This is a genomic window from Pseudomonas sp. GW822-FHT07A10, from assembly GCF_058798795.1.
The window spans coordinates 635,553-661,934 of record NZ_JBXAKV010000002.1 but is presented as its reverse complement, the minus strand read 5'-3'; the positions used below and the strand labels follow the sequence as shown (position 1 = coordinate 661,934).

At 59.5% G+C, this 26,382-nt stretch carries 24 protein-coding genes and 1 tRNA gene; 19 read left to right on the top strand and 6 right to left on the bottom strand.

The genetic code is table 11. The features are described 5' to 3' along the window. Window positions 1–147: 147 nt before the first annotated feature. Window positions 148–666 (bottom strand): 2-amino-4-hydroxy-6-hydroxymethyldihydropteridine diphosphokinase, encoded by a 519-nt coding sequence (gene folK / locus AC1RL4_RS06490; protein WP_204124739.1) that lies wholly within the window; start codon window positions 664–666, stop codon window positions 148–150. Further along, window positions 657–1,010: a dihydroneopterin aldolase gene (gene folB, locus AC1RL4_RS06485; protein ID WP_028940276.1), complete on the bottom strand. Its 354-nt coding sequence runs from the start codon at window positions 1,008–1,010 to the stop codon at window positions 657–659. Before folB ends, folK begins: the two co-directional genes overlap by 10 nt. A gap of 74 nt (window positions 1,011–1,084) precedes the next feature. Between folB and plsY the strand changes: the two genes are divergently transcribed. Next, window positions 1,085–1,654 carry a glycerol-3-phosphate 1-O-acyltransferase PlsY gene (plsY, locus tag AC1RL4_RS06480; protein WP_018928842.1) on the top strand — a complete coding sequence of 190 codons (570 nt, stop codon included), beginning with the start codon at window positions 1,085–1,087 and terminating at the stop codon, window positions 1,652–1,654. A gap of 23 nt (window positions 1,655–1,677) precedes the next feature. Here plsY and tsaD read toward each other — a convergent pair whose 3' ends face one another. Continuing rightward, window positions 1,678–2,703, bottom strand: coding sequence for a tRNA (adenosine(37)-N6)-threonylcarbamoyltransferase complex transferase subunit TsaD (gene tsaD / locus AC1RL4_RS06475; protein WP_028940275.1), 1,026 nt, complete (start codon window positions 2,701–2,703; stop codon window positions 1,678–1,680). 199 nt (window positions 2,704–2,902) lie between these two features. Here tsaD and rpsU point away from each other — a divergent pair, with 199 nt between their 5' ends. The 7 genes from rpsU to AC1RL4_RS06440 all read left to right on the top strand — a co-directional run bounded on the left by rpsU (window position 2,903) and on the right by AC1RL4_RS06440 (window position 12,714). Beyond that, window positions 2,903–3,118: a 30S ribosomal protein S21 gene (rpsU, locus tag AC1RL4_RS06470; RefSeq protein ID WP_002551877.1), complete on the top strand. Its 216-nt coding sequence runs from the start codon at window positions 2,903–2,905 to the stop codon at window positions 3,116–3,118. Window positions 3,119–3,601: 483 nt separating this feature from the next. Continuing rightward, complete coding sequence (dnaG, locus tag AC1RL4_RS06465) at window positions 3,602–5,569, top strand: DNA primase (protein ID WP_019580728.1); 1,968 nt, start codon at window positions 3,602–3,604, stop codon at window positions 5,567–5,569. 67 nt (window positions 5,570–5,636) lie between these two features. Next, complete coding sequence (rpoD, locus tag AC1RL4_RS06460; RefSeq protein WP_019580727.1) at window positions 5,637–7,484, top strand: RNA polymerase sigma factor RpoD; 1,848 nt, start codon at window positions 5,637–5,639, stop codon at window positions 7,482–7,484. A 123-nt stretch (window positions 7,485–7,607) separates the two neighbouring features. Beyond that, the gene (locus AC1RL4_RS06455) at window positions 7,608–11,354 is read left to right on the top strand and encodes a bifunctional diguanylate cyclase/phosphodiesterase (protein ID WP_230175394.1); all 3,747 of its coding nucleotides are present in this window, start codon (window positions 7,608–7,610) and stop codon (window positions 11,352–11,354) included. A 15-nt stretch (window positions 11,355–11,369) separates the two neighbouring features. Next, window positions 11,370–11,446, top strand: a tRNA-Ile gene (locus AC1RL4_RS06450). 514 nt (window positions 11,447–11,960) lie between these two features. Then, the gene (locus AC1RL4_RS06445; RefSeq protein ID WP_019580724.1) at window positions 11,961–12,461 is read left to right on the top strand and encodes a hypothetical protein; all 501 of its coding nucleotides are present in this window, start codon (window positions 11,961–11,963) and stop codon (window positions 12,459–12,461) included. Window positions 12,462–12,471: 10 nt separating this feature from the next. Beyond that, complete coding sequence (locus AC1RL4_RS06440) at window positions 12,472–12,714, top strand: hypothetical protein (RefSeq protein WP_018928836.1); 243 nt, start codon at window positions 12,472–12,474, stop codon at window positions 12,712–12,714. A gap of 389 nt (window positions 12,715–13,103) precedes the next feature. On the opposite strand, the gene AC1RL4_RS06435 is transcribed toward AC1RL4_RS06440, so the two are convergent. Next, a complete protein-coding gene (locus tag AC1RL4_RS06435; protein WP_007936539.1) occupies window positions 13,104–13,289 on the bottom strand; it encodes a hypothetical protein in 186 nt (61 codons plus the stop codon). A 124-nt stretch (window positions 13,290–13,413) separates the two neighbouring features. After that, window positions 13,414–13,608 (bottom strand): hypothetical protein, encoded by a 195-nt coding sequence (locus tag AC1RL4_RS06430; RefSeq protein WP_019580723.1) that lies wholly within the window; start codon window positions 13,606–13,608, stop codon window positions 13,414–13,416. Between the two features lie 450 nt (window positions 13,609–14,058). Here AC1RL4_RS06430 and AC1RL4_RS06425 point away from each other — a divergent pair, with 450 nt between their 5' ends. Then, window positions 14,059–14,367, top strand: a complete 309-nt coding sequence (locus AC1RL4_RS06425; protein WP_019580722.1) for a DUF3077 domain-containing protein — start codon at window positions 14,059–14,061, stop codon at window positions 14,365–14,367. Window positions 14,368–14,437: 70 nt separating this feature from the next. Here AC1RL4_RS06425 and AC1RL4_RS06420 read toward each other — a convergent pair whose 3' ends face one another. After that, window positions 14,438–15,082 carry a peptidase M41 gene (locus AC1RL4_RS06420; RefSeq protein ID WP_230175396.1) on the bottom strand — a complete coding sequence of 215 codons (645 nt, stop codon included), beginning with the start codon at window positions 15,080–15,082 and terminating at the stop codon, window positions 14,438–14,440. Window positions 15,083–15,219: 137 nt separating this feature from the next. On the opposite strand from AC1RL4_RS06420, the gene AC1RL4_RS06415 reads away from it, so the two are divergent. The 10 genes from AC1RL4_RS06415 (at window position 15,220) to AC1RL4_RS06370 (ending at window position 26,258) form a co-directional block, all read left to right on the top strand. Further along, window positions 15,220–15,681, top strand: a complete 462-nt coding sequence (locus AC1RL4_RS06415) for an Lrp/AsnC family transcriptional regulator (RefSeq protein WP_007980298.1) — start codon at window positions 15,220–15,222, stop codon at window positions 15,679–15,681. A gap of 217 nt (window positions 15,682–15,898) precedes the next feature. Continuing rightward, the gene (locus tag AC1RL4_RS06410; protein WP_018928833.1) at window positions 15,899–17,581 is read left to right on the top strand and encodes a flavin monoamine oxidase family protein; all 1,683 of its coding nucleotides are present in this window, start codon (window positions 15,899–15,901) and stop codon (window positions 17,579–17,581) included. Window positions 17,582–17,593: 12 nt separating this feature from the next. Further along, window positions 17,594–18,388: a carbon-nitrogen hydrolase family protein gene (locus AC1RL4_RS06405; protein ID WP_028940271.1), complete on the top strand. Its 795-nt coding sequence runs from the start codon at window positions 17,594–17,596 to the stop codon at window positions 18,386–18,388. 107 nt (window positions 18,389–18,495) lie between these two features. Then, the gene (pqqF, locus tag AC1RL4_RS06400) at window positions 18,496–20,934 is read left to right on the top strand and encodes a pyrroloquinoline quinone biosynthesis protein PqqF (RefSeq protein WP_230175398.1); all 2,439 of its coding nucleotides are present in this window, start codon (window positions 18,496–18,498) and stop codon (window positions 20,932–20,934) included. A gap of 156 nt (window positions 20,935–21,090) precedes the next feature. Beyond that, the gene (gene pqqA, locus AC1RL4_RS06395) at window positions 21,091–21,165 is read left to right on the top strand and encodes a pyrroloquinoline quinone precursor peptide PqqA (RefSeq protein ID WP_009045898.1); all 75 of its coding nucleotides are present in this window, start codon (window positions 21,091–21,093) and stop codon (window positions 21,163–21,165) included. 84 nt (window positions 21,166–21,249) lie between these two features. Further along, on the top strand, window positions 21,250–22,161 hold the full coding sequence (gene pqqB, locus AC1RL4_RS06390; protein ID WP_018928830.1) for a pyrroloquinoline quinone biosynthesis protein PqqB: 912 nt from the start codon (window positions 21,250–21,252) through the stop codon (window positions 22,159–22,161). A 127-nt stretch (window positions 22,162–22,288) separates the two neighbouring features. Then, window positions 22,289–23,041: a pyrroloquinoline-quinone synthase PqqC gene (gene pqqC, locus AC1RL4_RS06385; protein ID WP_007936521.1), complete on the top strand. Its 753-nt coding sequence runs from the start codon at window positions 22,289–22,291 to the stop codon at window positions 23,039–23,041. Further along, window positions 23,038–23,313 (top strand): pyrroloquinoline quinone biosynthesis peptide chaperone PqqD, encoded by a 276-nt coding sequence (gene pqqD / locus AC1RL4_RS06380; RefSeq protein WP_019580716.1) that lies wholly within the window; start codon window positions 23,038–23,040, stop codon window positions 23,311–23,313. The genes pqqC and pqqD overlap by 4 nt, the downstream gene beginning before the upstream one ends. After that, window positions 23,285–24,460: a pyrroloquinoline quinone biosynthesis protein PqqE gene (pqqE, locus tag AC1RL4_RS06375; RefSeq protein WP_026345945.1), complete on the top strand. Its 1,176-nt coding sequence runs from the start codon at window positions 23,285–23,287 to the stop codon at window positions 24,458–24,460. The genes pqqD and pqqE overlap by 29 nt, the downstream gene beginning before the upstream one ends. Further along, complete coding sequence (locus AC1RL4_RS06370) at window positions 24,426–26,258, top strand: S9 family peptidase (RefSeq protein WP_230175400.1); 1,833 nt, start codon at window positions 24,426–24,428, stop codon at window positions 26,256–26,258. The genes pqqE and AC1RL4_RS06370 overlap by 35 nt, the downstream gene beginning before the upstream one ends. Window positions 26,259–26,382 lie beyond the last annotated feature (124 nt).

Sequence of the window (26,382 nt, the reverse complement as noted above, 5' to 3'; positions counted from 1 at the left end):
GAGAGGATTTCGATACGGCCAAGCTTTTCAGCGAAAAACATCTACTAAAAGCTTGACCGTGAACAGAGTATCTACAGGTTGGTGCCGTTCATACAATCGACGTCAAACTTGTAGGAGCGAGGCTTGCCCGCGAAGGCGTCAGCAAGATCACAGCAGATTCAAGGGAGTCAACTGCTGGCCACGCCACTCAAAAGCCACCGGCGCCAACACCTGATCGATCCGCGCCTCGCTCCACAAGGTCGCAAAGCTTTTGCCTACACCCGGATGCACTCTGTCCGGCGCAATCAGCGACAACGGCCACAGCACGAAGGCGTTTTTCAGAATCTCTGCCCGCGGCAAGACCAACCCATCGAAATTGCCCACCAGATCGCCGAACAGCAGCACGTCGATATCCAGCGGCAAGCCCTTGCGGTCCGGCGCGTAACGGCCGTTGTCCGCCTCGATGAATTTCAGCCGTCGATCCAGCTCCATCAACGGTAGATCGGTATAGGCCGAGACCACAAAGTTGAAAAACGGCCCGCTCTTGATCCCCACCGGCTGGCTTTCGAACACCGCCGAGCAGCGCATATCCACCAGGAAACCCGCCAGGGCGTCCAGACCAGCCTGCAAATGGGATTCGCGCTCGATGTTGCTACCGAGCCCGAGGTACACCTGAGTCAGCGACATCCGCGCTCGATCTCCACACCAACGCCCTTGGCCGCCGGAACGGCACCTGGCTTGGTCAGCCTGAGGTGCATCCAGGTGATCTTGAATTCACTCATCAGCACTTCCGTCAGACGCTCGGCAAAGGTCTCGACCAGCTGGAACTGCGCCTGCTCGGCAAAAGCCTGGATGCGTGACGAAACGCTCGCGTAGTCAAGCGCCAGGGTCAGGTCATCACCAGCAGCGGCCGGACGATTGTCCCAGGCGAAGCTCAGATCAAGTCGCAGACACTGTCGGATGCCTCGTTCCCAGTCGTAGGCACCAATCACGGTGTCGACTTCCAGGCCCTCGATAAACACTCTGTCCAAGCACTTCTCTCCGCTGCACGACAAGGGCGCAATGCGCCGTTAGAATCAGGGCGTCCTCGCCCGGAATAGTTAGCATGTTTTGGTCACTGGCGATTTTCGCCTACCTGCTCGGCTCTCTGTCCTTCGCCATTTTGCTCAGCCGCCTGACCGGTAACCCCGATCCGCGAATGAGTGGCTCGGGCAATGCCGGTGCCACCAATATGTTTCGTCTGGCCGGCAAAAAACTCGCCATCCTGACCTTGCTCGGCGACCTCTGCAAAGGCCTGCTGCCCGTGCTGGTCGCAGGTGCAATGGGCCTTTCACTGCAGGAACAGGCCTGGATCGGCGTCTTCGCCGTCATCGGTCATCTGTTCCCACTGTACTTCCGTTTTCGCGGCGGCAAAGGTGTCGCCACTGCGGCCGGCATGCTGCTGGGGCTCTATCCACCCGCTGCGCTGCTGGCAGTCTGTGCCTGGCTGTTGACGTTCTACCTGACCCGCACCAGCTCACTCGCCGCACTGATTGCCACACCCCTGACCCTGCCGCTGCTCGCCTGGCAAGAGCCGGCGGCACTGCTGCCCATGAGCGCGCTCACGGGGCTGATCGTCTGGCGTCATCGCGGCAATCTACGCGACCTGTTTGCCGGGCGCGAACGGCATTTTTAAATGCCACACGTGAGCACCGCTCATCACAGCGCCGACAGCTGCTCCATCGGCCAACGCGCCTGCACGCTGATTGCCAGGCTTTCGTGCTGGCCGGCCCGCAAGCGCTGGCAGCCAGCAAACGCAATCATCGCACCGTTGTCGGTGCAGAACTCCGGACGGGCATAAAACACGTCGCCCTTCATGTCGCCGAGCATTTTTTCCAGTGAAGTGCGCAGCGCCTTGTTGGCGCTGACGCCGCCAGCGATCACCAGACGCTTCATGCCGGCCTGTTTCAGGGCACGCTTGCACTTGATGGTCAAAGTCTCTACCACGGCCTGCTGGAACGCCAGCGAGATGTCGCAACGGGCTTGCTCGCCGTCGTCCCCGGCGCTGACGCATTGCTGCCAGGTGTTCAAGGCGAAGGTTTTCAAACCGCTGAAGCTGAATGCCAGGCCCGGACGATCACACATCGGACGCGGAAAGACGAAACGTCCGTCAATGCCTTGCGCCGCCAGACGAGCGATCTCCGGACCACCCGGATAATTGAGGCCCATCATTTTTGCAGTTTTGTCGAACGCTTCGCCGGCGGCATCGTCGAGGGTCTCGCCCAAGAGCGTGTACTGACCGATCCCGTCGACCTGAACCAGTTGCGTATGACCGCCCGAGACCAACAAAGCGACGAACGGGAACTCCGGTGGCTGCGGTTCCAGCATCGGCGCCAGCAAGTGACCTTCCATGTGGTGCACGCCCAGCGCCGGGATACCCCAGGCAAAAGCCAGCGCCTGCGCGCAGGAAGCCCCTACCAGCAGGGCTCCGACCAGGCCGGGGCCGGCGGTATAAGCGATGGCGTCGATCTCGGTCGGCACGCAGTCGGCCTCCGCCAGTACCTGACGGATCAAGGGCAGCATGCGTTTGACGTGATCGCGCGAAGCCAGCTCCGGCACAACGCCGCCATAAGCGCGATGCAGGTCGATCTGACTGAACAGCGCATCGGCCAACAACCCGCGTTCACTGTCGTAAAGTGCGACACCGGTTTCGTCGCAAGAGGTTTCTAATCCCAGTACTAGCATGGGTTTGCGCCTTGTAGAGGCTGAATTCGAAGGCGCGCATAATAGTCGTCGCGTGATGCCCCGACCAGCGGTTTTCGATCAGAGGCTTTGCATTCCGAGCGATGAGGGGTTAACATCCGCAACCCTTAAAAACCGACGTCTTCAAGTGCTCTTTTGCCGCGAGGATGTTGACCCCGGTAATGAATGAAGGTAGCTCTGGATGCCAGCCGTCAAAGTTAAAGAGAACGAACCCTTCGACGTAGCTCTGCGTCGTTTCAAGCGCTCCTGCGAAAAAGCCGGTGTACTGGCTGAAGTTCGTAGCCGCGAATTTTACGAGAAGCCTACTTCTGAGCGTAAGCGCAAAGCAGCAGCCGCTGTTAAGCGTCACGCCAAGAAAGTACAGCGCGAACAGCGCCGCGCCGTTCGTCTGTACTAATACACAGACGATCGTAGCAAGCTTCTGCCAAGCCCGGCCCTCAGCCGGGCTAATGGCATTTGCGGACAACGCTTGATGCTTCACCGTCAAAGCCGCAGACGCGACCGAGACAAACCTGCTTCACAGCGTCAGACCTGGCTCTTTTGCCAGCGGTGCACGTCTTTTCTGACGAGCCTTTCAAGGCTACTGACGAGCACACCCACTGATTCCTCTCACGACGATCAGCCCAAGGCACCTTCTTGTGTGCCCGCTTATTGAGCTATCCGAGGCCATTGATTGGCCGTCGCCGGACTCAGCGAAACACTTTCGAATAGTCGAATGCTGATTGGTACTAACGTCAGTGGATTTTCGGCAGATACACTTCCCGACAGCGATTACGCAGACGACACCGGTCGAGCCGCACACCCTGCGCGCCTCAAACAATGACCTGCGTTCGGCCGCACTTCGTTTCGGGTCCATTTCAGCGCAGATGACGAGAACGCCATGGCCGGGCTAATTCCCCAGAGCTTCATTGACGACCTTCTGAACCGCACCGACATCGTCGATGTGGTCAGCTCGCGCCTGCAAATGAAAAAGGCCGGCAAGAACTACACCGCCTGCTGCCCGTTTCACAAAGAGAAAACCCCCTCCTTCAGCGTCAGCCCCGACAAACAGTTCTATTACTGCTTCGGTTGCGGCGCTGGCGGTAACGCCCTCGGCTTCATCATGGACCACGACAACCTGGACTTCCCCCAGGCAGTCGAAGAACTGGCCAAAGCCGCCGGCATGGAAATCCCCCGCGAAGAAAGCGGACGACCGCACAAACCGCGACAGCCCACCGATTCGCCTCTGTATCCGCTGCTCACCGCTGCCGCCGATTTTTACCGCCAGGCCCTGAAAAGCCATCCGGCGCGCAAAGCGGCTGTGGATTACTTGAAAGGTCGTGGATTGACCGGCGAAATTGCTCGGGATTTCGGCCTCGGTTTCGCTCCGCCCGGCTGGGACAATCTGTTCAAGCATCTGAGCAGCGACACCCTGCAGCAAAAGGCCATGATCGATGCCGGCCTGCTGGTGGAGAACGCCGAAACCGGCAAGCGCTATGACCGCTTCCGCGATCGCGTGATGTTCCCGATCCGCGACAGTCGCGGGCGCATCATCGCCTTCGGCGGTCGGGTACTGGGCGATGACAAGCCGAAATACCTGAACTCACCGGAAACCCCGGTTTTCCATAAGGGCCAGGAACTCTATGGCCTGTACGAAGCGCGCAAGAACAACCGCAACCTCGACGAAATCATCGTAGTCGAAGGCTATATGGACGTCATCGCCCTCGCCCAGCAAGGCCTGCGCAATGCCGTCGCCACCCTGGGCACCGCCACCAGCGAAGAGCACTTGAAGCGACTGTTTCGCGTCGTGCCCAACGTGTTGTTCTGCTTTGACGGCGACCAGGCCGGCCGCAATGCTGCGTGGCGCGCACTGGAGGCGACGCTGCCGAGCCTGCAGGACGGACGGCGTGCACGCTTTCTATTCCTGCCCGAAGGCGAAGACCCGGACACGCTGGTCCGCTCCGAAGGCACTGACGCCTTCCGCGCACGGATCAATCAGCATGCACAGCCATTGGCCGATTATTTTTTCCAACAGCTGACCGAGGAATCGGACCCGCGCTCGCTTGAAGGCAAGGCCCACATGGCCACCCTCGCCGCGCCACTTATCGACAAGGTTCCAGGCGCCAACCTACGCATTCTGATGCGCCAGCGCCTGACCGAAATTACCGGGCTCAGCGGTGAAGCCGTGAGTCAACTGGTGCAAAGCGCACCTCAGGAAGCACCACCGGCGTACGACCCGGGCATTGATTACGACGCCATGCCCGATTACAGCGACTACCATCAGCCGCAGGCGCAAGAGATGTATGTGCCGCAGCAGGAGTGGACGCCGAAAAAGCCCGGTGCAGGCGGCAAGAAATGGGACAAGAAGCCGTGGGACAAGAACGGCAAACGCGGCGGCGATCGCGATCAACCGCGCGCGCCACGGGTACCGGCTGCTGTAGAGCCACCCACCCTGGCCGCCTTGCGCACGTTGCTGCATCACCCGCAACTGGCCGAAAAAGTCGAGGATGCCGGGCACTTTGCGGCCGAAGACCACACTAACACGCAACTGCTGGTCGCCCTGCTCGAAGCCGTACAGAAGAATCCCAAGCTAAACTCATTTCAACTGATTGCGCGTTGGCACGGCACTGAACAGGGCCGACTGCTGAAAGCGCTGGCAGAAAAGGAATGGCTGATTGATGGAGATAACCTTGAACAACAGTTTTTCGACACCATTACTAGCTTGTCAGCCCGCCAACGCGAGCGAAATCTGGAACAACTTCTTCGAAAAGCGCGTCAAAGTGAGTTGAGTACCGAAGAGAAAAATCAACTGCGCGACCTTTTAAGCCGCAATGTTTGCGCATCAAACCCGACCTCAACTGGCGCGTGAGGTCATAGCTCAGGTATAATCCTCGGCTTGTTTTTTGCCCGCCAAGACCTTCAGTGGATAGGGTGTTATGTCCGGAAAAGCGCAACAGCAGTCTCGTATCAAAGAGTTGATCACACTTGGTCGTGAGCAGGGCTACCTGACTTACGCGGAGGTCAACGACCACCTGCCGGAGGATATTTCAGATCCGGAACAGGTGGAAGACATCATCCGCATGATCAATGACATGGGGATCAACGTATTCGAGGTTGCGCCAGATAAGGATTCCCTTATGCTGGCCGACGCCGATACCGACGAAGCCGCGGCCGAAGAGGCAGCAGCAGCGTTGGCAGCGGTCGAGACCGACATTGGTCGCACCACCGACCCAGTGCGCATGTACATGCGTGAAATGGGTACGGTAGAGCTCCTCACACGTGAAGGCGAAATCGAAATCGCCAAGCGTATTGAAGAGGGCATCCGCGAAGTGATGGGCGCAATCGCGCACTTCCCTGGCACGGTTGACCATATTCTCTCCGAGTACACTCGCGTCACCACCGAAGGTGGCCGCCTGTCCGACGTCCTGAGCGGTTATATCGACCCGGACGACGGCATTGCGCCGCCTGCAGCCGAAGTGCCACCGCCTGTCGACCCGAAAGCCGCTCCAGCTGCCGACGACACCGACGACGATGACGCCGAAGCAAGCGATGACGAAGAAGAAGCCGAAAGCGGTCCGGATCCGGTCATCGCCGCACAGCGTTTTGGCGCTGTCGCCGATCAGATGGAAATCACCCGCAAGGCGCTGAAAAAGCACGGTCGCTACAACAAGGCTGCGATTGCCGAGCTGTTGGCCCTGGCTGAGCTGTTCATGCCGATCAAACTGGTGCCGAAGCAATTCGAAGGCCTGGTCGAGCGTGTTCGTAGTGCCCTGGATCGTCTGCGTCAGCAAGAGCGCGCGATCATGCAATTGTGCGTTCGTGATGCCCGCATGCCGCGTGCCGACTTCCTGCGCCAGTTCCCGGGCAATGAAGTCGACGAAAGCTGGAGCGATGCACTGGCCAAAGGCAAAAGCAAATACGCTGAAGCCATTGGTCGCCTGCAACCGGATATCATTCGTTGCCAGCAGAAGCTGACCGCGCTGGAAACCGAAACCGGTTTGACGATTGCCGAGATCAAGGACATCAACCGTCGCATGTCGATCGGTGAGGCCAAGGCCCGCCGCGCGAAGAAAGAGATGGTCGAAGCGAACTTGCGTCTGGTGATCTCCATCGCCAAGAAGTACACCAACCGTGGCCTGCAGTTCCTCGATCTGATCCAGGAAGGCAACATTGGCTTGATGAAAGCGGTAGACAAGTTCGAATACCGCCGTGGCTACAAATTCTCGACTTATGCCACCTGGTGGATCCGTCAGGCGATCACTCGCTCGATCGCCGACCAGGCCCGCACCATCCGTATTCCGGTGCACATGATCGAGACGATCAACAAGCTCAACCGTATTTCCCGGCAGATGTTGCAGGAAATGGGTCGCGAACCGACCCCGGAAGAGCTGGGCGAACGCATGGAAATGCCTGAGGACAAGATCCGCAAGGTATTGAAGATCGCTAAAGAGCCGATCTCCATGGAAACCCCGATCGGTGATGACGAAGACTCCCATCTGGGTGACTTCATCGAAGACTCGACCATGCAGTCGCCAATCGATGTCGCCACCGTTGAGAGCCTTAAAGAAGCGACACGCGAAGTCCTGTCCGGCCTCACTGCCCGTGAAGCCAAGGTTTTGCGCATGCGCTTCGGTATCGACATGAATACCGACCACACCCTCGAGGAGGTTGGTAAGCAGTTCGACGTGACCCGTGAACGGATTCGTCAGATCGAAGCCAAGGCGCTGCGCAAGCTGCGCCACCCGACGAGAAGCGAGCATTTGCGCTCTTTCCTCGACGAGTGATCACAAAACCCCCGGCCCAGGCCGGGGGTTTTGCTTTATGCAGATTAAATTCCCCGCACGTCCCACCCGCCGAATAGCCCGTCTACACTCGAAGCATTCCCCCAAAGCCATAACGAGACCGTTATGCCCAGATGGTCGACCGTGCTTTTTTTGCTGTCGCTGATGACCTGGACCGCAACGGCTGGCGCGCTGACTCTGACCGACGAAGAACGTAGCTGGCTGGCGGCTCACCCGGAATTGCGCCTGGGCGTCGATGCCTCCTGGCCGCCGTTTGAGTTTCGCGACGATCATGGGCGTTATCAGGGCCTGGCAGCAGACTATATCAACGTCATCCGGCAACGGCTGGCCATCAAACTCACGCCCATCGAACCGGTCAGCTGGACTGAAGTGCTGCAGCAGGCCAAACAAGGCAAGCTAGACATCTTGCCGGGTATCATGTCGACCCCCGAGCGCCAGACCTATCTGTCGTTTACCCGCCCCTACCTCGATTTTCCGATTGTCATTCTGGCCCACGTCGGAGGCCCCCAACCGCGCAAACTCAAAGACCTGTACGGGCTGAAGATCGCCGTGGTGGAAAACTACGCCCCCCATGAACTGTTGCGCACCCAGCATCCCGACCTGAATCTGGTGGCGATGCCCAATGTCAGCTCGGCATTGCAAGCGCTGGCTACCGACGAAGTGGACGCGGTCGTGGGCGATCTCGCCTCTAGTGTCTGGAGCCTGCGCCAGCTCAAGCTCGAAGGGCTCTACGTCAGCGGTGAGACGCCCTACCGCTATCAATTGGCGATGGCCGTCCCCCCGAACAATAAGCTGCTGGTCAGTATCCTGGACAAAGTCCTGGCAGACATGAGCCCGAGTGAAATCAGCGCCATCCAGGAACATTGGGTCGGTAACGTCCTGGATCATCGGACCTTCTGGTCCGACGTGCTGATTTACGGCCTGCCAGGACTATTGGCACTGATGATCGTGCTGGCAGTGGTGATCCGCATCAATCGCCGACTGAGTTCGGAAATTGCCCGCAGGGTCGACCTGGAACAGGAGCTGCGCAGCAGCGAATACCATTACCGTGGGCTGGTGGAGAGTCTTTCAGCCATCGCCTGGGAAGCGCAGATCAGCGATTACACCTACAGTTACGTGTCGCCCCACGCCCAGGACCTCCTCGGTTATCCCCTGTCCCATTGGCTGATTCCGGGCTTCTGGCGCAACATCATCCACCCCGCGGACCTCACCCGCGCCCAAGCCTTCTGCGACCGTGAAGTGGCGGCCGGGCGCGATCACAGCGTCGATTACCGGGTCATCACCGCTGACGGCCGCTGCCTGTGGGTCCGCGATATCGTCAGCCTGATCGAACACGGCCGTGAACCAGTCCTGCGCGGGCTGATGATCGACATCAGCGAAGCCAAGCGCACCGAGGAGGCACTGCGCCTGTCGGAACAGAAGTTCGCCTCGGTGTTCCAGCAATGCCCGGATATTCTGGTGATCGCACGGCTTTCCGATGGCTGCCTGCTGGAAGTCAACGAAGCGTTCGAGGAACAAATCGGCCTCAAGGCCGAAGACGTCATAGGCCAGACGGCCACCGACCTGAATATCTGGGGCGTTCCTGGCGTGGGACCGGGTTTGCTGCAGCGATTGCAGGCCGGCAGTATCCGCAACCTGGAGATGCCCTTTCGCCGCAACAATGGCCAGGTGTTTACCGGCCTGATCTCCGCCGAGCCTTTCGACCTCGACACGACCCCGGCCCTGGTGGTGGTCGTACGAGACATCAGTCAGCTCAAGGAAACCCAGCAACAGCTGCAAACCTCCGAAGAGAAATTCGCCAAGGCCTTCCACGCCTCCCCCGACGGCTTGCTGCTGTCCCGGCAGAGCGATGGCTTGCTGCTGGAGGTCAACGAAGGTTTCAGCCGTATTACCGGTTTCAACAGCGCAATGTCTGTGGATCGATCGGCCCTGGACCTGGGGATCTGGGTCAATCTCAACGAGCGCAAACAGATGCTCGAATTGCTGCACCGGGACGGGTTCGTCCGCGACTTCAGCTGCCACATCCGCCGCAAGGACGGGCAGATCCGGCTCTGCGAGGTTTCAAGCCGACCGTTGCCCATCGGCGATGAAGACTGCATGTTGACCATCGCCCGGGACATCACCGAGCGGCACCTGATGCAGGAGAAACTGCAGCAGGCCGCCACCGTGTTCGAAAGCACCGCCGAGGGTGTCTTGATCACGGATACCCAACAGCACATCAGCGCGGTCAATCGGGCCTTTACCGAAATCACCGGCTACAGCGAGACCGAAGCACTGGGCCACACCCCTCGCCTGCTCGCCTCAGGCCTGCACGACAGCGCCTTCTATGCGGCGATGTGGCATCAACTGACCGCCGAAGGTCATTGGCAGGGCGAGATTTCCAACCGGCGCAAGAATGGTGAGCTCTACCCAAGCTGGCTGACCATCAGCGCAGTGCGCAACCGGGACAAACTCATCACCCACTTTGTCGCGGTGTTCGCGGACATTTCCAGCCTCAAGCACGCACAAGCCAAACTGGACTACCAGGCGCACCACGATCCGTTGACCGGCCTGCCAAATCGCACACTGTTCGAAAGCCGCCTGCTGACCGCGCTGAACAACCAGCAGGAAAACGGTGGCCAAGGCGCCGTGCTATTCTTGGACCTGGACCGTTTCAAACACATCAACGACAGCCTCGGCCACCCGGTCGGCGACCTGCTGCTCAAAGGCATCGCCGTGCGCCTCAAGGAGCAGTTGCGCGATATCGATACCGTGGCGCGGCTGGGTGGTGACGAATTCATCATCCTGCTCCCCGGCCTGCAACAGGCCAGCGATGCCGACAACATTGCCACCAAGCTGCTCAATTGCTTCAGCGCCCCTTTCCAGGCCGGCGAGCACGAGTTTTTCATCAGTGCCAGCATCGGCACCAGCCTGTATCCCAAGGACGGCTGCGACGTTGCCACGCTGGTCAAGAACGCCGACGCCGCAATGTATCGCTCCAAGGCCAAGGGCCGTAACCGGGTTGAAAGCTACACCCGCGACCTCACCGCCCAGGCCAGCGAACGCGTGGCACTGGAGCATGAACTGCGACGCGCCATCGAGCGCAATGAGCTGTTTTTGTACTACCAGCCCAAAATCAGCCTCAAGGATCACCGGCTGGTCGGCGCCGAAGCGCTGATTCGCTGGCATCACCCGACCTTCGGCGATGTGCCCCCCGAGCACTTCATTCCCCTGGCCGAAGAAAACGGCATGATCCTGCAAATCGGTGATTGGGTATTGGAGACCGCCTGCCAGCAGATGTACGAGTGGAATCAGGTCTATGAGTGCCTCGGCCCACTCTCGGTCAACCTCGCGGGCGCTCAATTACGCCAGCCGAACCTGCTCGGCCGGATCGAGCAATTGCTCAAGGACAACCGCCTCAAACCCGATTTTCTGCAACTGGAAATTACCGAAAACTTCATCATGAGCCAGGCCGAAGAAGCGCTGACGGTCCTGCACCAACTCAAACGCCTGGGCGTGCAGCTGGCGATCGACGATTTCGGCACCGGTTATTCGTCCCTGAGCTACCTCAAACGCCTGCCGCTGGACATCCTCAAGATCGACCAGTCCTTCGTCCGCGGCTTGCCGGACGACCCGCACGACGCGGCGATTGTCCGCGCAATCATCGCCCTGGGCCGCAGCATGCAATTCACCGTCATCGCCGAAGGCGTCGAAACCCATGCCCAGCAACAATTCCTCACCACCGAAGGCTGCGAACAGATCCAGGGCTACATCGTCAGCCTGCCACTTTCCCCCGACGAGTTCGCCGCGACGTTTCTTCGTATAGCCGTTTCAGACTTTTCGGATAGCACAGCCGAGAAACCATCGCTATAATCCGCGGCCTACTGAGGGCCTATAGCTCAGTTGGTTAGAGCAGAGGACTCATAATCCTTTGGTCCACGGTTCAAGTCCGTGTGGGCCCACCAACTCCAAAGCCGCGCATTGCGCGGCTTTCGCGTTTCTGGCTGGTCCACCACAGATACAGTCCCAGGGTCCAAGGGTACAATTTAGGTACAGTGCTGGTTCGCCAGCCGCCAAGGCGCTTCAAGGAGGTGCCTTGGCCTACAGGTCATCCTCTGGATTGCGCAACAGCCGCAACTCACCGCGTGCAACCTCATCCGGCACCGCGAAGGAGTACCGTCCCAGCATAGTGCCCAGCTCCAACGCAGCTGACATCTCCCGAGCACGATCATACTGATCGTAAGCCGAATCCAGGTCGAAGCTATTGTTCTCTTGCTTCAGGTCCCACAGCACACTTTCGGACGCCGAATGAGCCGTCGCTGTTGCCGCTGACCGAAAACGGACCTTGCGGGGGTGCGGTAGCTGGCGATGAGACCCGTGCAGACGTCAAATTCCCTGGGGGCCTCACATCAAAGACGGTTTGCATCTTAGTCACCGCTTGTAGAAAATCATCGTCTTTTTGCACGAATGGATACGCGCATGAAGTTCGAGAAGACCACGCAGTACAGGTCCGAGGAAGGGATCGTCTTCAATCTGTCTCAAATCACACTCATGGAAAGCGACCGAGGTCGCCTGCGCGAGCTGCACTTTGGCGAAGCAAAACGCGCCCATTACCAAGTCAACAGCATAGTCGTCGATATGTACGACCGAATGCAGGCTCGAAACCTGCCATGCCTGCTGACAGTCTGCATTTCCAATCCCCTCACCCGGCAGCAGGCCGATGCTATCAGCACTATGCGCGGCAACGTCGCCAAGGGAATTGCTGCGGCCTCAGGTGGCGTTGCCGGGAAGGTAGGTGCGTTGGGCGGGCCGCTCATTGGCTGGGCTTCAGGTGCAGTCGTGACGACAGGTGTCAACTGGTACCTCAAAGGGGCCCTGCCGAACCTGCATGCAGGTGACGTGCTGGTCAGCATCGAGGGAGAGGTCCATGGCGGGATTGGCCCACAGCGCTCTGTCGTGACGCTGGTCATCAAGGTCTGAGGAACTGCACATGCCCTACATCATGCAAACTATCGTCCTTCTGGTGCTGGGCGCGATCCTCGTTCAGTTTCTGAAACCGTACCCGTTGCGCAAGTGGCTGGGTTTGACGCTGCTGGCAACGGGCTTGGTCAGCATCTTCAAGGTTGGTGAGCAGCAGGTGCTGGGCTTTGACCTGGAACTGCTAGCACTGCTGGCCGTGCCGCTGGGCGTGGTGCTTTTCCTGACGCGGCGGCGGTTCACGGAGGGGGACTGAAGCCCTGGCACGATTTCTCGGTGCCGTCTCTGACCCAAAATCATATGGGACAACAGTCGATCAACAACGCGTTGATCGATGATCTTAGCGTTGGACCTTGCCGGCGGATTGGGGGTTACTTTGAACATAGGCCGCAAAATCAGTACAACCACGGTACAGTACTCAGCTTGAGCAACCTTCTCAAAATTACGCTTAACGCCACGTATTACGGGGCCTCCAGCTATGCCAACCTACGTTCACCTACGAACGCTTTCTCTAGGCATACCAGCTCGCCCAGCAACTCATAATCCTTTGGTCCACGGTTCAAGTCCGTGTGGGCCCACCAAACAAGAAAGCCGCGCTAAATGCGCGGCTTTTGGCTTTCTGAGATTGAGGTTTGATTTTAGGATTCAGACCAGCCGAGCCACCAAGGCGACGACAGCAAAGGTCACCAGGGCCAGAGCGGCGCCGAGCCCGAACGGCAGTAGTATCGCTCGGGTCGCGGTGGGGGCCGGGCTACGCATGTCTTCAGCCAAGGCGGCCACGTCTCGGTGCAACTGCTCAATGCTGGCTTGAGTCGTGGGGGGTGTGGACATACTGCTCTTCCTGTGTGGATCACGGGCTCTGCCTAATGCGCTTACCCTAGTTGGATACGGTGAGCTGCTCCGTGGCAAAACTCAAGTGCCGCCGATGATTGGCTGCGCTCTGACGGGCTCGGTATTAGAGCTTGGACCACAGCCCGACAGCGGCGACGAAGGCGGTGACCAGACCGACGCCCACCGCAAACGGATACCAAAAAGCTTCCTGTCTAAGCTTGCTTTCTTCGGCCATAAACTTGCGGGTCTCGGCCATGAATTTCCGGATTTCGACTTGGAGCTTATCGAGTTCCAGATTATCGCGGTCATTCTGTAGCATCAGTCATCCTGTCGGAGCTCGGGTCGCACCATGTGCGCTGCTCCGAGGCGGGTCGTGCGTCATTTTTCCTGTCTGCCGTCTAGGTTATATTTTGCGCAGATGGTGGGTTATCGGATGACGTCCGCTAACGTTGTAGGCAAACTCCGAGAATTGCGTAATGGGCGCATTTGGGCACTTTGCCGCCTTGTTGGGCTTTTCTTCGACGGGATACTCTCCAGACGTCGCTGCCAATGCAGCGATCGGGTGTGGTAACCCGGTGAAACCAGCACAACAGTGCACTCATTACGAATACAGGCAGTTTTTATGCCTGTGATCTTGATATGGCGGCTGTGCGTGGGACGCCCTCGGGCGTGCCGGTTTCCTTGGTTCCCGGTTTACCACCCTGCGTACAGCTGCCACCTTTTCGTGTGGTAACGAAAAGGGCAGCTCCTCGAACCCAGGAGTAGAACCATGACCAAAACAATTCCGCCCGCAGCTTCCGAACTGAAAACCATCGGCCTCACGCCCTTCACCTATTGCTCGGATCAGCCACTGTTCCACGTCAGCGCTGGCGTCCCCATCCTCGACGCATTGACTCAAACCTCCGACCTGCTATCCCTCGCCAAATCATTTGCCGAGGACGCAGCCTACGCAAAAGACACCGACCGCCACGCCTGGGCCGCGCACTATCTGACGGCGATGAGCAAAGCGGTGATTGATGATGTGGTGAAAGTGCTGACACCGCGACCTGCCCGGACGGCGACAGAGTCCGAGGAATAGCACCTGCACATTACTTGAAACACGCCCCGATTTTTCGGGGCTTCCAGATCGTGATCGGGAGTTCGGATGCTTAAGCCCAAACACTTAACGCTGGAATGGCCTGCACGGGGCCCAGCCGCTCAAGCATTTCACCCATCAACACAACCTCATACGTATCCGCCGGCCTCCCCCACTGCTCCACAATGACCATGCGCTCCACCAAAAGTCCTGCCAATCCAGTAATCGTCTCGGCCAATTCTTCGACGATTTCTTGAGTGCGCAACCACAAGCGATCATTAATTTCTGTCAGCTCAGCAATGATGCGATCAGACGACGCTGGATCCGTATCGGGATAGGCGATGTTTCGAAGCAAGTACCGCAACTCTCTTATTTTTGCGTGATCCTGTTCCGCTCCAAACTCTCCTTTCAGGATGGCTGCCGCTTTCGACTTATCGACGCGTTTCTCGGGCGAATGTTTTGGAGGTAATGTCTGCGCCATGGCGCCGGCGCAGAGGACCATTATGCGGGCTTCCAAATGTTTCTTCATGGCTTCGAGCGACGAAATGGACCGCGTCAAGGTAATGGAGGCCCCGCCATGATGCGTCAGGCCCATGGTCACTTTCAGAGTCACGTCACCCGTTTCAAAACCCAGGGCTCGGGCTACGACGTAATGCCCCATTTCGTGATTGGCAATCTGCAATGCATAGTCGCGCAGAGCCGCAGGCATACCCTTCATTTCATCCCCTCGCTTCGCAGCTCCTGGTTACGCATTCGACTACGAGTGACAATTTGTGTCCATCCAATTAACCCGTTGAGGGCATGGACTGCCTGTAATATGCCTGCCCATTGCTCTGTACCGCTGGAGATACCCCTTTGCCTGACACTCGCCCGCCCGTTCTCGACGAAATCGACCGCCAATTGATCGCCGCCCTGCAGATCAATGCCCGTGAAAGTGTGGCCATGCTCGCCCGGCAGCTGGGCATCGCCCGCACCACCGTCACTTCGCGCCTGGCTCGGTTGGAAAAGGCCAAGGTGATCACCGGTTACGGTGTGCGACTGGGTCAGCGTGTGGTAGATGGCGGATTGCAGGCTTACGTCGGGATTACGGTGCAACCGAGGTCTGGCAAGGAAGTGCTGCGACGACTTAGCGCCATGGCTCAGGTGCAGCAGCTGTGTGCGGTGAGTGGCGAGTTTGATTATGTGGCGTGGTTGCGCACCGATTCGCCGGAGCAACTGGATCAGTTGCTGGATCAGATTGGCAGTGTGGATGGGGTGGAGAAGACGACGACTTCGATCATCCTGAGCAGCAAGATTGATCGGGGGCAGCCGGTTTGAGGCCTTCGGTGTCTGGTCGGGACTCTTCGCGGGCAAGTCGGATCGCCGCACTGCTCACACCTACAATATGTAGTGATATATCGTCATATTGATAAAACAATTAGCAAAACGACGACACATTGCGTCTTATTAACGTGTTCTACGCTCTCTAGAATGGCTGCCATCTTTTCCTATACTCAGACGCGCATCCTGCGTCGGGTCGCCAGCAAGGTCAGCCATGAACAAGAACAATCGCCATCCTGCAGACGGTAAAAAACCAGTCACTATTTTCGGCCCGGATTTTCCTTTCGCCTTCGACGACTGGATCGAGCACCCGGCCGGCCTGGGGAGCATTCCAGCGCACAATCACGGCGCCGAAGTGGCGATCGTCGGGGCTGGCATTGCCGGTCTGGTGGCCGCCTATGAACTGATGAAACTGGGCCTCAAACCGGTCGTCTACGAAGCCTCGAAAATGGGCGGTCGTCTGCGCTCCCAGGCGTTCAACGGTGCCGAAGGCATCATCGCCGAGCTCGGCGGCATGCGCTTCCCGGTGTCGTCCACTGCGTTTTACCACTATGTCGACAAGCTCGGCCTCGAGACCAAGCCCTTCCCGAACCCACTGACCCCCGCGTCTGGCAGCACAGTGATCGATCTGGAAGGCAAAACCCATTACGCACAGAAACTGGCGGATCTTCCTGCACTGTTCCAGGAAGTCGCTGACGCCTGGGCCGATGCCCTGGAAGACGGTTCGCGCTTCGGCGAGATCCAGCAGGCGATCCGCGATCGCGACGTGCCGCGCCTCAAGGAATTGTGGAACACCCTCGTGCCGTTGTGGGACGACCGCACGTTCTACGATTTCGTCGCCACCTCCAAAGCCTTCGCCAAGCTATCGTTCCATCACCGCGAAGTGTTCGGCCAGGTCGGTTTCGGCACCGGTGGCTGGGACTCGGACTTCCCCAACTCGATGCTGGAAATCTTCCGCGTGGTGATGACCAACTGCGACGATCACCAGCACCTGGTGGTCGGCGGCGTGGAACAAGTGCCGCAAGGCATCTGGCGCCATGTGCCGGAGCGTTGCGTGCACTGGCCTGAAGGCACCAGCCTCAGCTCGTTGCACAACGGCGCGCCGCGTACCGGCGTGAAGAAAATTGCCCACGCGGCAGGCGGCCGTTTTGCGGTCACCGACAACTGGGGCGACACCCGCGAATACGCAGCGGTGCTGACCACTTGCCAGAGCTGGCTGCTGACCACCCAGATCGAATGCGACGAGAGCCTGTTCTCGCAAAAGATGTGGATGGCCCTGGACCGTACCCGCTACATGCAGTCGTCGAAAACTTTCGTGATGGTCGACCGCCCGTTCTGGAAGGACAAAGACCCGGAAACCGGCCGCGACCTGATGAGCATGACCCTCACTGATCGCCTGACCCGTGGCACGTACTTGTTCGATAACGGCGACGACAAGCCTGGGGTGATTTGCCTGTCGTACTCGTGGATGAGCGACGCCCTGAAAATGCTTCCACAACCAGTGGAAAAGCGCGTGAAGCTGGCGCTGGATGCGTTGAAGAAGATCTACCCGAAAGTCGACATCGCCGCGCGGATCATCGGCGATCCGATCACCGTGTCGTGGGAAGCCGATCCGCATTTCCTCGGGGCTTTCAAAGGCGCCCTGCCCGGTCACTACCGCTACAACCAGCGCATGTACGCGCACTTCATGCAGGACGACATGCCGCCCGAGCAACGCGGGATTTTCATCGCCGGCGATGACGTTTCGTGGACGCCTGCGTGGGTTGAAGGCGCGGTGCAGACCTCGCTCAACGCGGTGTGGGGCATCATGAAACACTTCGGCGGTGAAACTCACGCCGAAAACCCGGGTCCAGGAGATGTGTTCAACGAAATCGGTCCGATCGCCCTGCCCGAGTAAGAGGAATCCGAAATGCGCGTAGCCCTTTACCAATGCCCACCGCGGCCCCTGGATGTCCCAGGCAACCTGCAACGCCTGCATCAACTGGCGCTGGAGGCCAAGGGCGCGGACTTGCTGGTGGTGCCGGAGATGTTCCTGACCGGCTACAACATCGGCATAGACGCCGTCAGCGTGCTGGCGGAGGTGCACAACGGTGAATCGGCGCAGCACATCGCGCGCATCGCCAAGGCAGCCGGGATCGCCATTCTGTATGGCTACCCCGAGCGTACCGAGGACGGGCAGATCTACAACGCCGTGCAGTTGATCGACGCCAATGGCGAGCGGCTGTGCAACTACCGCAAGACTCATCTGTTCGGTGACCTCGATCACTCGATGTTCAGCCCTGGGCCGGATGAGTTTCCGTTGGTTGAACTCAATGGCTGGAAGCTTGGCTTTTTGATCTGCTACGACCTGGAGTTCCCGGAAAACGCCCGGCGTCTGGCGTTAGCCGGTGCCGAGCTGATCCTGGTGCCGACGGCGAACATGATTCCCTACGATTTCATCGCCGACGTCACCGTCCGCGCCCGGGCCTTCGAAAACCAGTGTTATGTGGCTTACGCCAACTACTGTGGGAGCGAGGGCGAGATCCAGTATTGCGGCCAGAGCAGCATCGCCGCGCCGGATGGCAGCCGTATCGCCCAGGCCGGTCTTGATGAAGCACTGATTGTTGGTGAGCTGGATCGCCAGCTGATGATTGATTCCCGCGCTGCCAATCGCTACTTCCTCGATCGCCGTCCCGAGCTTTACGGCGCGCTGAACAAGCGCTGATCCACTTAGGGGGCGTTCTCAATCAGTTTCCCCGGCGCAGTGTGGAAACTCATTGAGAACGCCCCCTAATCCGCTAGCATTAGCGCTTCTCTGTTCTGGAAGTGCTCATGCCTGCGCTGAATCACCCCCACCTTCACACTGAAACCCTGGCCAACGGTCTGCGGGTGACGCTGCGTCATGCTCCCGGTTTGAAGCGCTGCGCCGCGGCGTTGCGGGTCGCTGCCGGCAGTCACGACGTGCCACCGGCCTGGCCGGGGCTGGCGCACTTTCTTGAGCATTTGCTGTTCCTGGGTACGGAGCGCTTTCCTGCAGAGCAAGGGCTGATGGCCTACGTACAAGGTCATGGCGGGCAGGTAAACGCGCGAACCAGCGAACGGACGACGGACTTCTTTTTCGAACTGCCGCCCCAGGCGTTCAGCGCTGGGCTGGAGCGTCTGTCAGACATGCTCGCCCATCCGCGTATGAATCCGGATGATCAGCGGCGCGAACGGGAAGTGCTACACGCTGAATTTGTCGCCTGGTCGCGGGATGCCACAGCCCAGCAGAAATTTGCGCTGTTCGATGGGCTTTCGGCGGCTCACCCGTTGCGGGCGTTTCATGCTGGCAACCGTTACAGCCTGCCGATTCCACAGCCCGAGTTTCAGCAAGCGTTGAAGGACTTTTATCAGCAGTTTTATCAGACCGGGCAGATGACGCTGAGCCTGGCCGGCCCACAGAGCCTCGAAGCATTGAAAGGGGCGGCGCAGGCGTTTGCCCTTGCCATTCCCGCCGGTGAAAAAGTCCCCCAGGCAAAGCCCAGCCTGTTGATGGATTCATCGGCCAATAGTTATCAACAGGCTGGAGAACGTCGACTGGATCTGCTGTTCACCTTCGAAGGGCTGCCCGACTCATCGCCCGAAGCGCTGGCATTCCTGTGCCATTGGCTGACCGCCGCAAAACCCGGCGGCCTGTTGGCGCAGCTGCGAGACAGCGGGCTGGCAGACAACCTGAAAGCCGCGCCGCTCTACTGCTACGCCGGGCAAGCCTTGCTGCACATCGAATTCACGCAGCCCGCAAACGCCACGCAATCGGGCAGCGTGATCCGCGAACGGCTTCTGGATTGGCTGGGCTTTTTTGCCTCCCGTCAGGATTGGGCCCAATTGCGCGAAGAATACGCAGCCCTGCAGCAGCGCCAACAACAAGTCAGCAGCGCCTTGCAACTGGTCCAACGGGACAGCGAGCAACTTGAACCAGGGTTGTCCGAACAGGGCGTTGTCGCCCTCAAGGCAATCCTGCAACAAATCGGCGCTGTGGATAACTTCACCGGCCAGTGGCAACTGCCGACCCCCAACCCGTTTTTGCGTACCGATACTCCAGCCCCGAATGCCGGCTTGATTCGCGGCCAGACCAGCGCCCACCGTGGCCTGCGGACCTTTGCCCAGGATCGCTCGCGCAGTCGCCGCGAACGTTCGCCGATGCAGTTCAGTCAGGCGTTGCCGGACAACACGGATGAAGGCGCGGTGTATCTGCGCTGGCGCCTGGAGTCCGCGCCTCACAACGGCCTACAGTCGCATCTGGAAAACAACCTGCTGCCGTTGCGCGAAGAGGCACGTCAGGCCGGTGTCGACGTTTCCTTCAGCGCATCGGGCAATGAATGGCTGCTGAAACTGACGGGCCTGCAGGAGCCGATGCCAACAGTCCTCGAACATGTGCTGAAAGCGCTGACAAAACCTGATGCGCGTTTCTTACAGGAAGCACCGACGGCCACCCCATTGATGCCGATTCGACAGCTGCTCAAGGCGTTGCCCGATCTATGCACTGAGCACACCGCAGCCTCGGATGACTTGCAGCAACTCTGGTCGAGTGCGCGCTGGGATGGCCTGGCGACCGGATTGTCGGCCCAGACGCAAGCGGCGATGGGGTTGGCCTTGAGTCGTGTGCAGGGAACGCCAGACCATCAATCGACATCACCTCTATCGATCGGCTCACAGCATCTCTGGAGCGCCGTCGATACCGGCTCCAGCGAACACGCGCTGTTACTCTTTTGTCCGACGGCAACCCATGACATCGCCGACGAAGCTGCCTGGCGCTTGCTCACACACCTGTGCCAGTCACCGTTCTATCAACGTTTGCGGGTGGAGCTGCAACTCGGTTACGCGGTGTTCAGCGGCCTGCGCCAGATCAACGGTCAGACCGGGCTGTTGTTCGGCGTGCAATCGCCGAGCGTCGCGCCTCTGGACTTGTTGCAACACATCGAACAATTCCTCGGCGAGCTCGAAAGGATGATCGAAAGCATCGATGAGCTGACCTTCATCGCCCAACGCCAAGCCTTGGCCGATCAATTCGACAGCACCGCCCTGCCCAACACCCAGGCCGCCGAACTGCTCTGGCAAGGCAAACTGGCCGGCCACTCGTCGGATTATCTGGGCCTCCTACCTCAAGCGATTCTGATGATCGACCGCAAAGCCTTGCTGGCCGCGGCACAGCGACTGAATAGGGCCGAAGGTGGCTGGCGCTGTCTGGCCAGCGGACCTTGCCCGACTACGCGCTGGCAAGTGGCAAAATGATCATTACCGGCGCTGCAATTAGCTTTCTCAAAGATTCGCAGCCAATCGCTCTGTAATTTTGAGTAACATAGCCACCTAACTATCTGAACATCTCCGACTGGAGGTGGACTATATGTATAGGCCTCAACTGTCCCATCCACCTGAAGGAGCGCTCCTATGTCCTGGTCCAAACCTGCTTACACCGACCTGCGTATCGGCTTCGAAGTCACCATGTACTTCGCAAGCCGCTAAGCTCTGCCGTTTGGTAGAGAATGCAGTGCTACGCCTCGGCTTGCCGGGGCGTTTTTATTTTCAGTTTTCAATGATGGAGCGGCCATGTTTGTCCAGATTCTAGGTTCCGCCGCCGGCGGCGGTTTCCCCCAGTGGAACTGCAACTGCGCGAACTGCGCAGGTTTTCGCGACGGCAGCCTGCGGGCCGAAGCGCGTACCCAGTCGTCCATCGCGATTTCCGATGATGGCGTGAACTGGGTGCTGTGCAATGCTTCGCCGGACATCCGCGCCCAGCTCCAGAGTTTCGCGCCGATGCAGCCGGGACGCGCGCTGCGTGATACCGGCATCAGCGCAATCATCCTGATGGACAGCCAGATCGACCACACCACCGGCCTGCTCAGCCTGCGCGAAGGTTGCCCGCATCAGGTCTGGTGCACTGACATGGTCCATGAAGACCTGAGTACCGGGTTCCCGTTGTTCACCATGCTGACCCACTGGAACGGCGGGTTGAACTGGAACCGTATCGAACTCGATCAGAGCTTCACCGTCCCGGCCTGCCCGAATCTGCGTTTCACCCCACTGCCCCTGCGTAGCGCCGCCCCACCCTACTCGCCGCACCGCTTCGACCCGCATCCGGGCGACAACATCGGCCTGATCGTCGAAGACCTGAGCACCGGCGGTAAACTGTTCTACGCACCGGGCCTGGGCAAGGTCGATGCTCCACTGCTGAAAATCATGGCCAGCAGCGATTGCCTGTTGGTGGACGGTACGATGTGGGACGACGACGAGATGCAGCGCCGTGGTGTCGGCACGCGCACGGGTCGGGAAATGGGCCACCTGGCGCAGAACGGCCCCGGCGGCATGCTCGAAGTGCTGGAACAACTGCCCAAGCAGCGCAAAGTGCTTATCCACATCAACAACACCAACCCGATTCTCGATGAGGATTCGCCAGAGCGTGCGGAGCTGGCCCGTCGTGAAGTTGAAGTGGCTTATGACGGCATGAGTATTGTGCTGTAGCGGATGGCCTCTTCGCGGGCCAACCACGCTCCCACAAGGATAGCGCTATCTCTGTGGGAGCAGGCTTGCCCGCGAAGGCGTCAGAGCAGACACCAAAGAATCCACCGGTTGTTCCCGGAGAACCGCAATGACTGATACCCCAATGTCCCCCGCCGAATTCGAAGCGGCCCTGCGCGCCAAGGGCGCCTATTACCACATCTATCACCCGTATCACGTGGCGATGTATGAAGGCCGAGCGACGCGCGAGCAGATCCAGGGCTGGGTCGCCAACCGCTTTTACTATCAGGTGAACATCCCGCTCAAGGACGCCGCGATCCTGGCCAACTGCCCGGACCGCGAGATTCGTCGCGAGTGGATTCAGCGCCTGCTGGACCATGACGGCGCCCCCGGTGAAGACGGCGGTATCGAAGCCTGGTTGCGTCTTGGGCAAGCGGTCGGCCTCGACCCGGATCAGTTGCGCTCCCAGGAACTGGTGCTGCCCGGCGTGCGTTTCGCCGTGGATGCCTATGTCAACTTCGCCCGCCGGGCCCGTTGGCAGGAAGCCGCCAGCAGCTCATTGACCGAGTTGTTCGCGCCGCAGATCCACCAATCGCGCCTCGACAGTTGGCCGCAGCATTACCCGTGGATCGACCCGGCCGGTTACGAATATTTCCGTACGCGCCTGGGCCAGGCTCGCCGAGATGTGGAGCACGGTCTGGCAATCACGTTGCAGCACTACACCACGCGGGAAGGCCAGGAGCGCATGCTGGAAATTCTCCAGTTCAAACTGGACATTCTTTGGAGCATGCTCGACGCCATGAGCATGGCCTACGAACTGAACCGCCCGCCGTACCACAGCGTGACCGAACAGCGGGTCTGGCATAAAGGAATCACCTTATGAGTTTTGATCGCAGCAAAACCCCGACCTGGCGTCCCGGCTACCGTTTCCAGTACGAACCGGCGCAAAAAGGCCATGTGTTGCTCTACCCCGAAGGCATGATCAAACTCAACGATAGCGCCGCGCTGATCGGCGGTTTGATCGATGGCCAGCGAGATGTTGCGGCCATCATCGCCGAGCTCGACAAACAGTTCCCCGGCGTGCCCGAGCTCGGTGACGACATCGAGCAATTCATGGAGGTCGCCCGTGCTCAGCACTGGATCGAACTTGCCTGAGTCCGCGTCAGGCAAGTTGCCCGCCAAACCCGAAATCGGCCTGCCGCTGTGGCTGCTGGCCGAACTGACCTACCGCTGCCCGCTGCAATGCCCGTATTGCTCCAATCCACTGGATTTCGCCGAGCAAGGCCGGGAGTTGACCACCGAGCAGTGGATCAAAGTCTTTCGCGAAGCCCGGGAAATGGGCGCGGCGCAGTTGGGCTTTTCCGGCGGTGAGCCCTTGGTACGCCAGGACCTCGCCGAGTTGATCGCTGAGGCGCGCAAACTGGGGTTCTACACCAACCTGATCACCTCCGGCATCGGCCTCACCGAGCAGAAAATCAGCGACTTCAAAAAGGCCGGCCTGGACCACATCCAGATCAGTTTTCAAGCCAGCGACGAGCAGGTGAACAATCTGCTGGCTGGCTCGAAAAAGGCCTTCGCGCAAAAACTCGAAATGGCCCGTGCGGTGAAAGCACACGGCTATCCGATGGTGCTGAACTTCGTCACCCATCGGCACAACATCGACAAGATCGACCGGATCATCGAGCTGTGCATTGCCCTTGAGGCAGACTTCGTCGAACTCGCGACGTGCCAGTTCTACGGCTGGGCGCAGCTCAATCGGGTCGGCCTGTTGCCGACCAAAGAGCAACTGGTTCGCGCCGAACGCATCACCAACGAATACCGCGCCAAACTGGAAGCCGAAGGGCATCCGTGCAAGCTGATTTTCGTGACGCCGGACTATTACGAAGAACGTCCGAAAGCCTGCATGAACGGCTGGGGCAGTATTTTTCTGACGGTCACACCAGACGGAACCGCCCTGCCCTGTCATGGCGCCCGACAGCTGCCGGTGCAGTTTCCCAACGTGCGCGATCACAGCATGCAGCACATCTGGTACGACTCGTTCGGCTTCAACCGCTTTCGCGGTTACGACTGGATGCCCGAGCCGTGCCGCTCCTGCGACGAGAAAGAAAAGGACTTCGGCGGCTGCCGTTGCCAGGCGTTCATGCTCACGGGTGACGCGAGCAATGCCGACCCGGTGTGCAGCAAGTCGGAACATCACGGCGTGATCCTCAAGGCCCGCGAAGAAGCCGAGCACGCGACCCAGACCATCGAACAACTGGCCTTTCGCAATGAACGAAACTCACGCCTCATCGCCAAAAGCTGAACCCTTGAGCGCCGCCAGGGCCGTCGCGGCCGGCATCGACTTCGCCGAGTTGCAGGTCGGGCCACATGGCCTGTTCTGGAACGAGTACCGCCCCGAAGATGCTGCCTGCCGAGTCTGGCAGTGGCGCGACGGTCAGGCCCATTGCCTGACGCCACCCACGTTCAGTGCGCGCAGCCGAGTGTACGAATATGGCGGTGGCGCGTTTTGTCTGACCGATGACGGGCTGGTGTTCGTCAACGAGGCCGATCAGCAGCTGTATCGGCAATCACTGAGCGATGAGACACCTGAGGTGCTGACTTCAAGTGAATGCCGTTACGGCGATCTGCAGTTCGCCAACGGGCAAGTGCTGGCGGTGGAAGAGAACCGCGATCGGCATCGCCTGGTGGCGATCGATCTGGCAGATGGCCGACGCCATCTGCTGGCCGAGGGTGCCGATTTCTACGCGGCACCGACCCTGAGCCCCGATGGCCGGCGACTGGCCTGGATCGAGTGGAATCGCCCGGATCAGCCCTGGACCGCGACTCGCCTGATGGTTGCCGAACGCCAGAGCAATCACACCTTTGCGCAACCGCGTTGCGTGGCCGGTGACGGTGCTCAGGAGTCACTGCAACAACCGAGATTCGATGACAGCGGCCGTCTGTATTGTCTGACCGATCGCGGCGGTTTCTGGCAGCCGTGGGTGGAGTCGGCCGACGGTCTGAGCCCACTCCCGAGCGCTGCTGCCGACCATGGACCGGCGCCCTGGCAATTGGGTGGTTGCACCTGGTTACCGTTGAGCGAAGACACTTATCTGGCGAGTTGGACCGAAGAGGGTTTTGGGCGACTGGGGCTTTGTCATGGCGATGGCTCCCGTGAGGATTTCACGGGCGACTACAGCCGCTTCCGCCATCTCGCACAGGATGACCAGTTCATCTACTGCATCGCCGCTTCACCAGTCAGTTCGGCGTCGGTGATTGCCATTGACCGCAAGACCCGGCAGGTGAAGATCCTCGCCGGTGGTGTTGTCCCCCTGCCGGCCGATCAGATCAGCCGCCCGCAAACCCTGCGTTATCCGAGCGGTTCGGGCGAGGCCCACGGGTTCTTCTACCCGGCGATGAACGACGATACGAAACCGCCCTTGGTGGTGTTCATTCACGGCGGACCGACGTCGGCCTGCTACCCGATGTTCGACCCGCGAATCCAGTATTGGGCACAACGGGGCTTCGCCGTGGCCGACCTCAATTACCGGGGTAGCAGTGGTTACGGCCGCGCTTATCGCCAGGCGCTGCATTTGAGCTGGGGTGACGTGGACGTGGAAGATGCCTGCGCAGTGGTCGGCTACCTGGCCGGGCGCGGACTGATCGACGGCGATAAAGCGTTTATCCGTGGTGGCAGCGCCGGCGGGTACACCGCATTGTGCGCATTGGCCTTTCACAAGGTCTTTCGTGCGGGCGCCAGCCTGTATGGCGTCAGCGATCCCGTTGCGCTGGGCCGCGTCACCCACAAGTTCGAAGGCGATTATCTGGACTGGTTGATCGGTGACCCGGTAGAGGACGCTGAACGCTACGCCGCGCGCACGCCGCTGCTGCACGCGCACAACATCAGCGTTCCGATGATCTTCTTTCAGGGTGAACTGGACGCCGTGGTGGTGCCGCAACAGACCCGCGACATGGTCAAGGCGCTACAGGACAATGGCATTCTGGTCGAAGCGCATTACTACGCCGACGAACGCCATGGCTTTCGCAAGGCCGGCAACCAGGGCCATGCGCTGGAACAAGAATGGTTGTTTTATCGGCGGGTGATGGAGTTGGCGGACTGAAGTCTGCACCCAATACAGATATTTGTGGCGCCCCATTCGCGAGCAAGCCCGCTCTCACACTTTGATCTGCGGTATTCACAAACAAAGTGTTCGCAGAAGGTCCTGTATGGGAGCGGGCTTGATC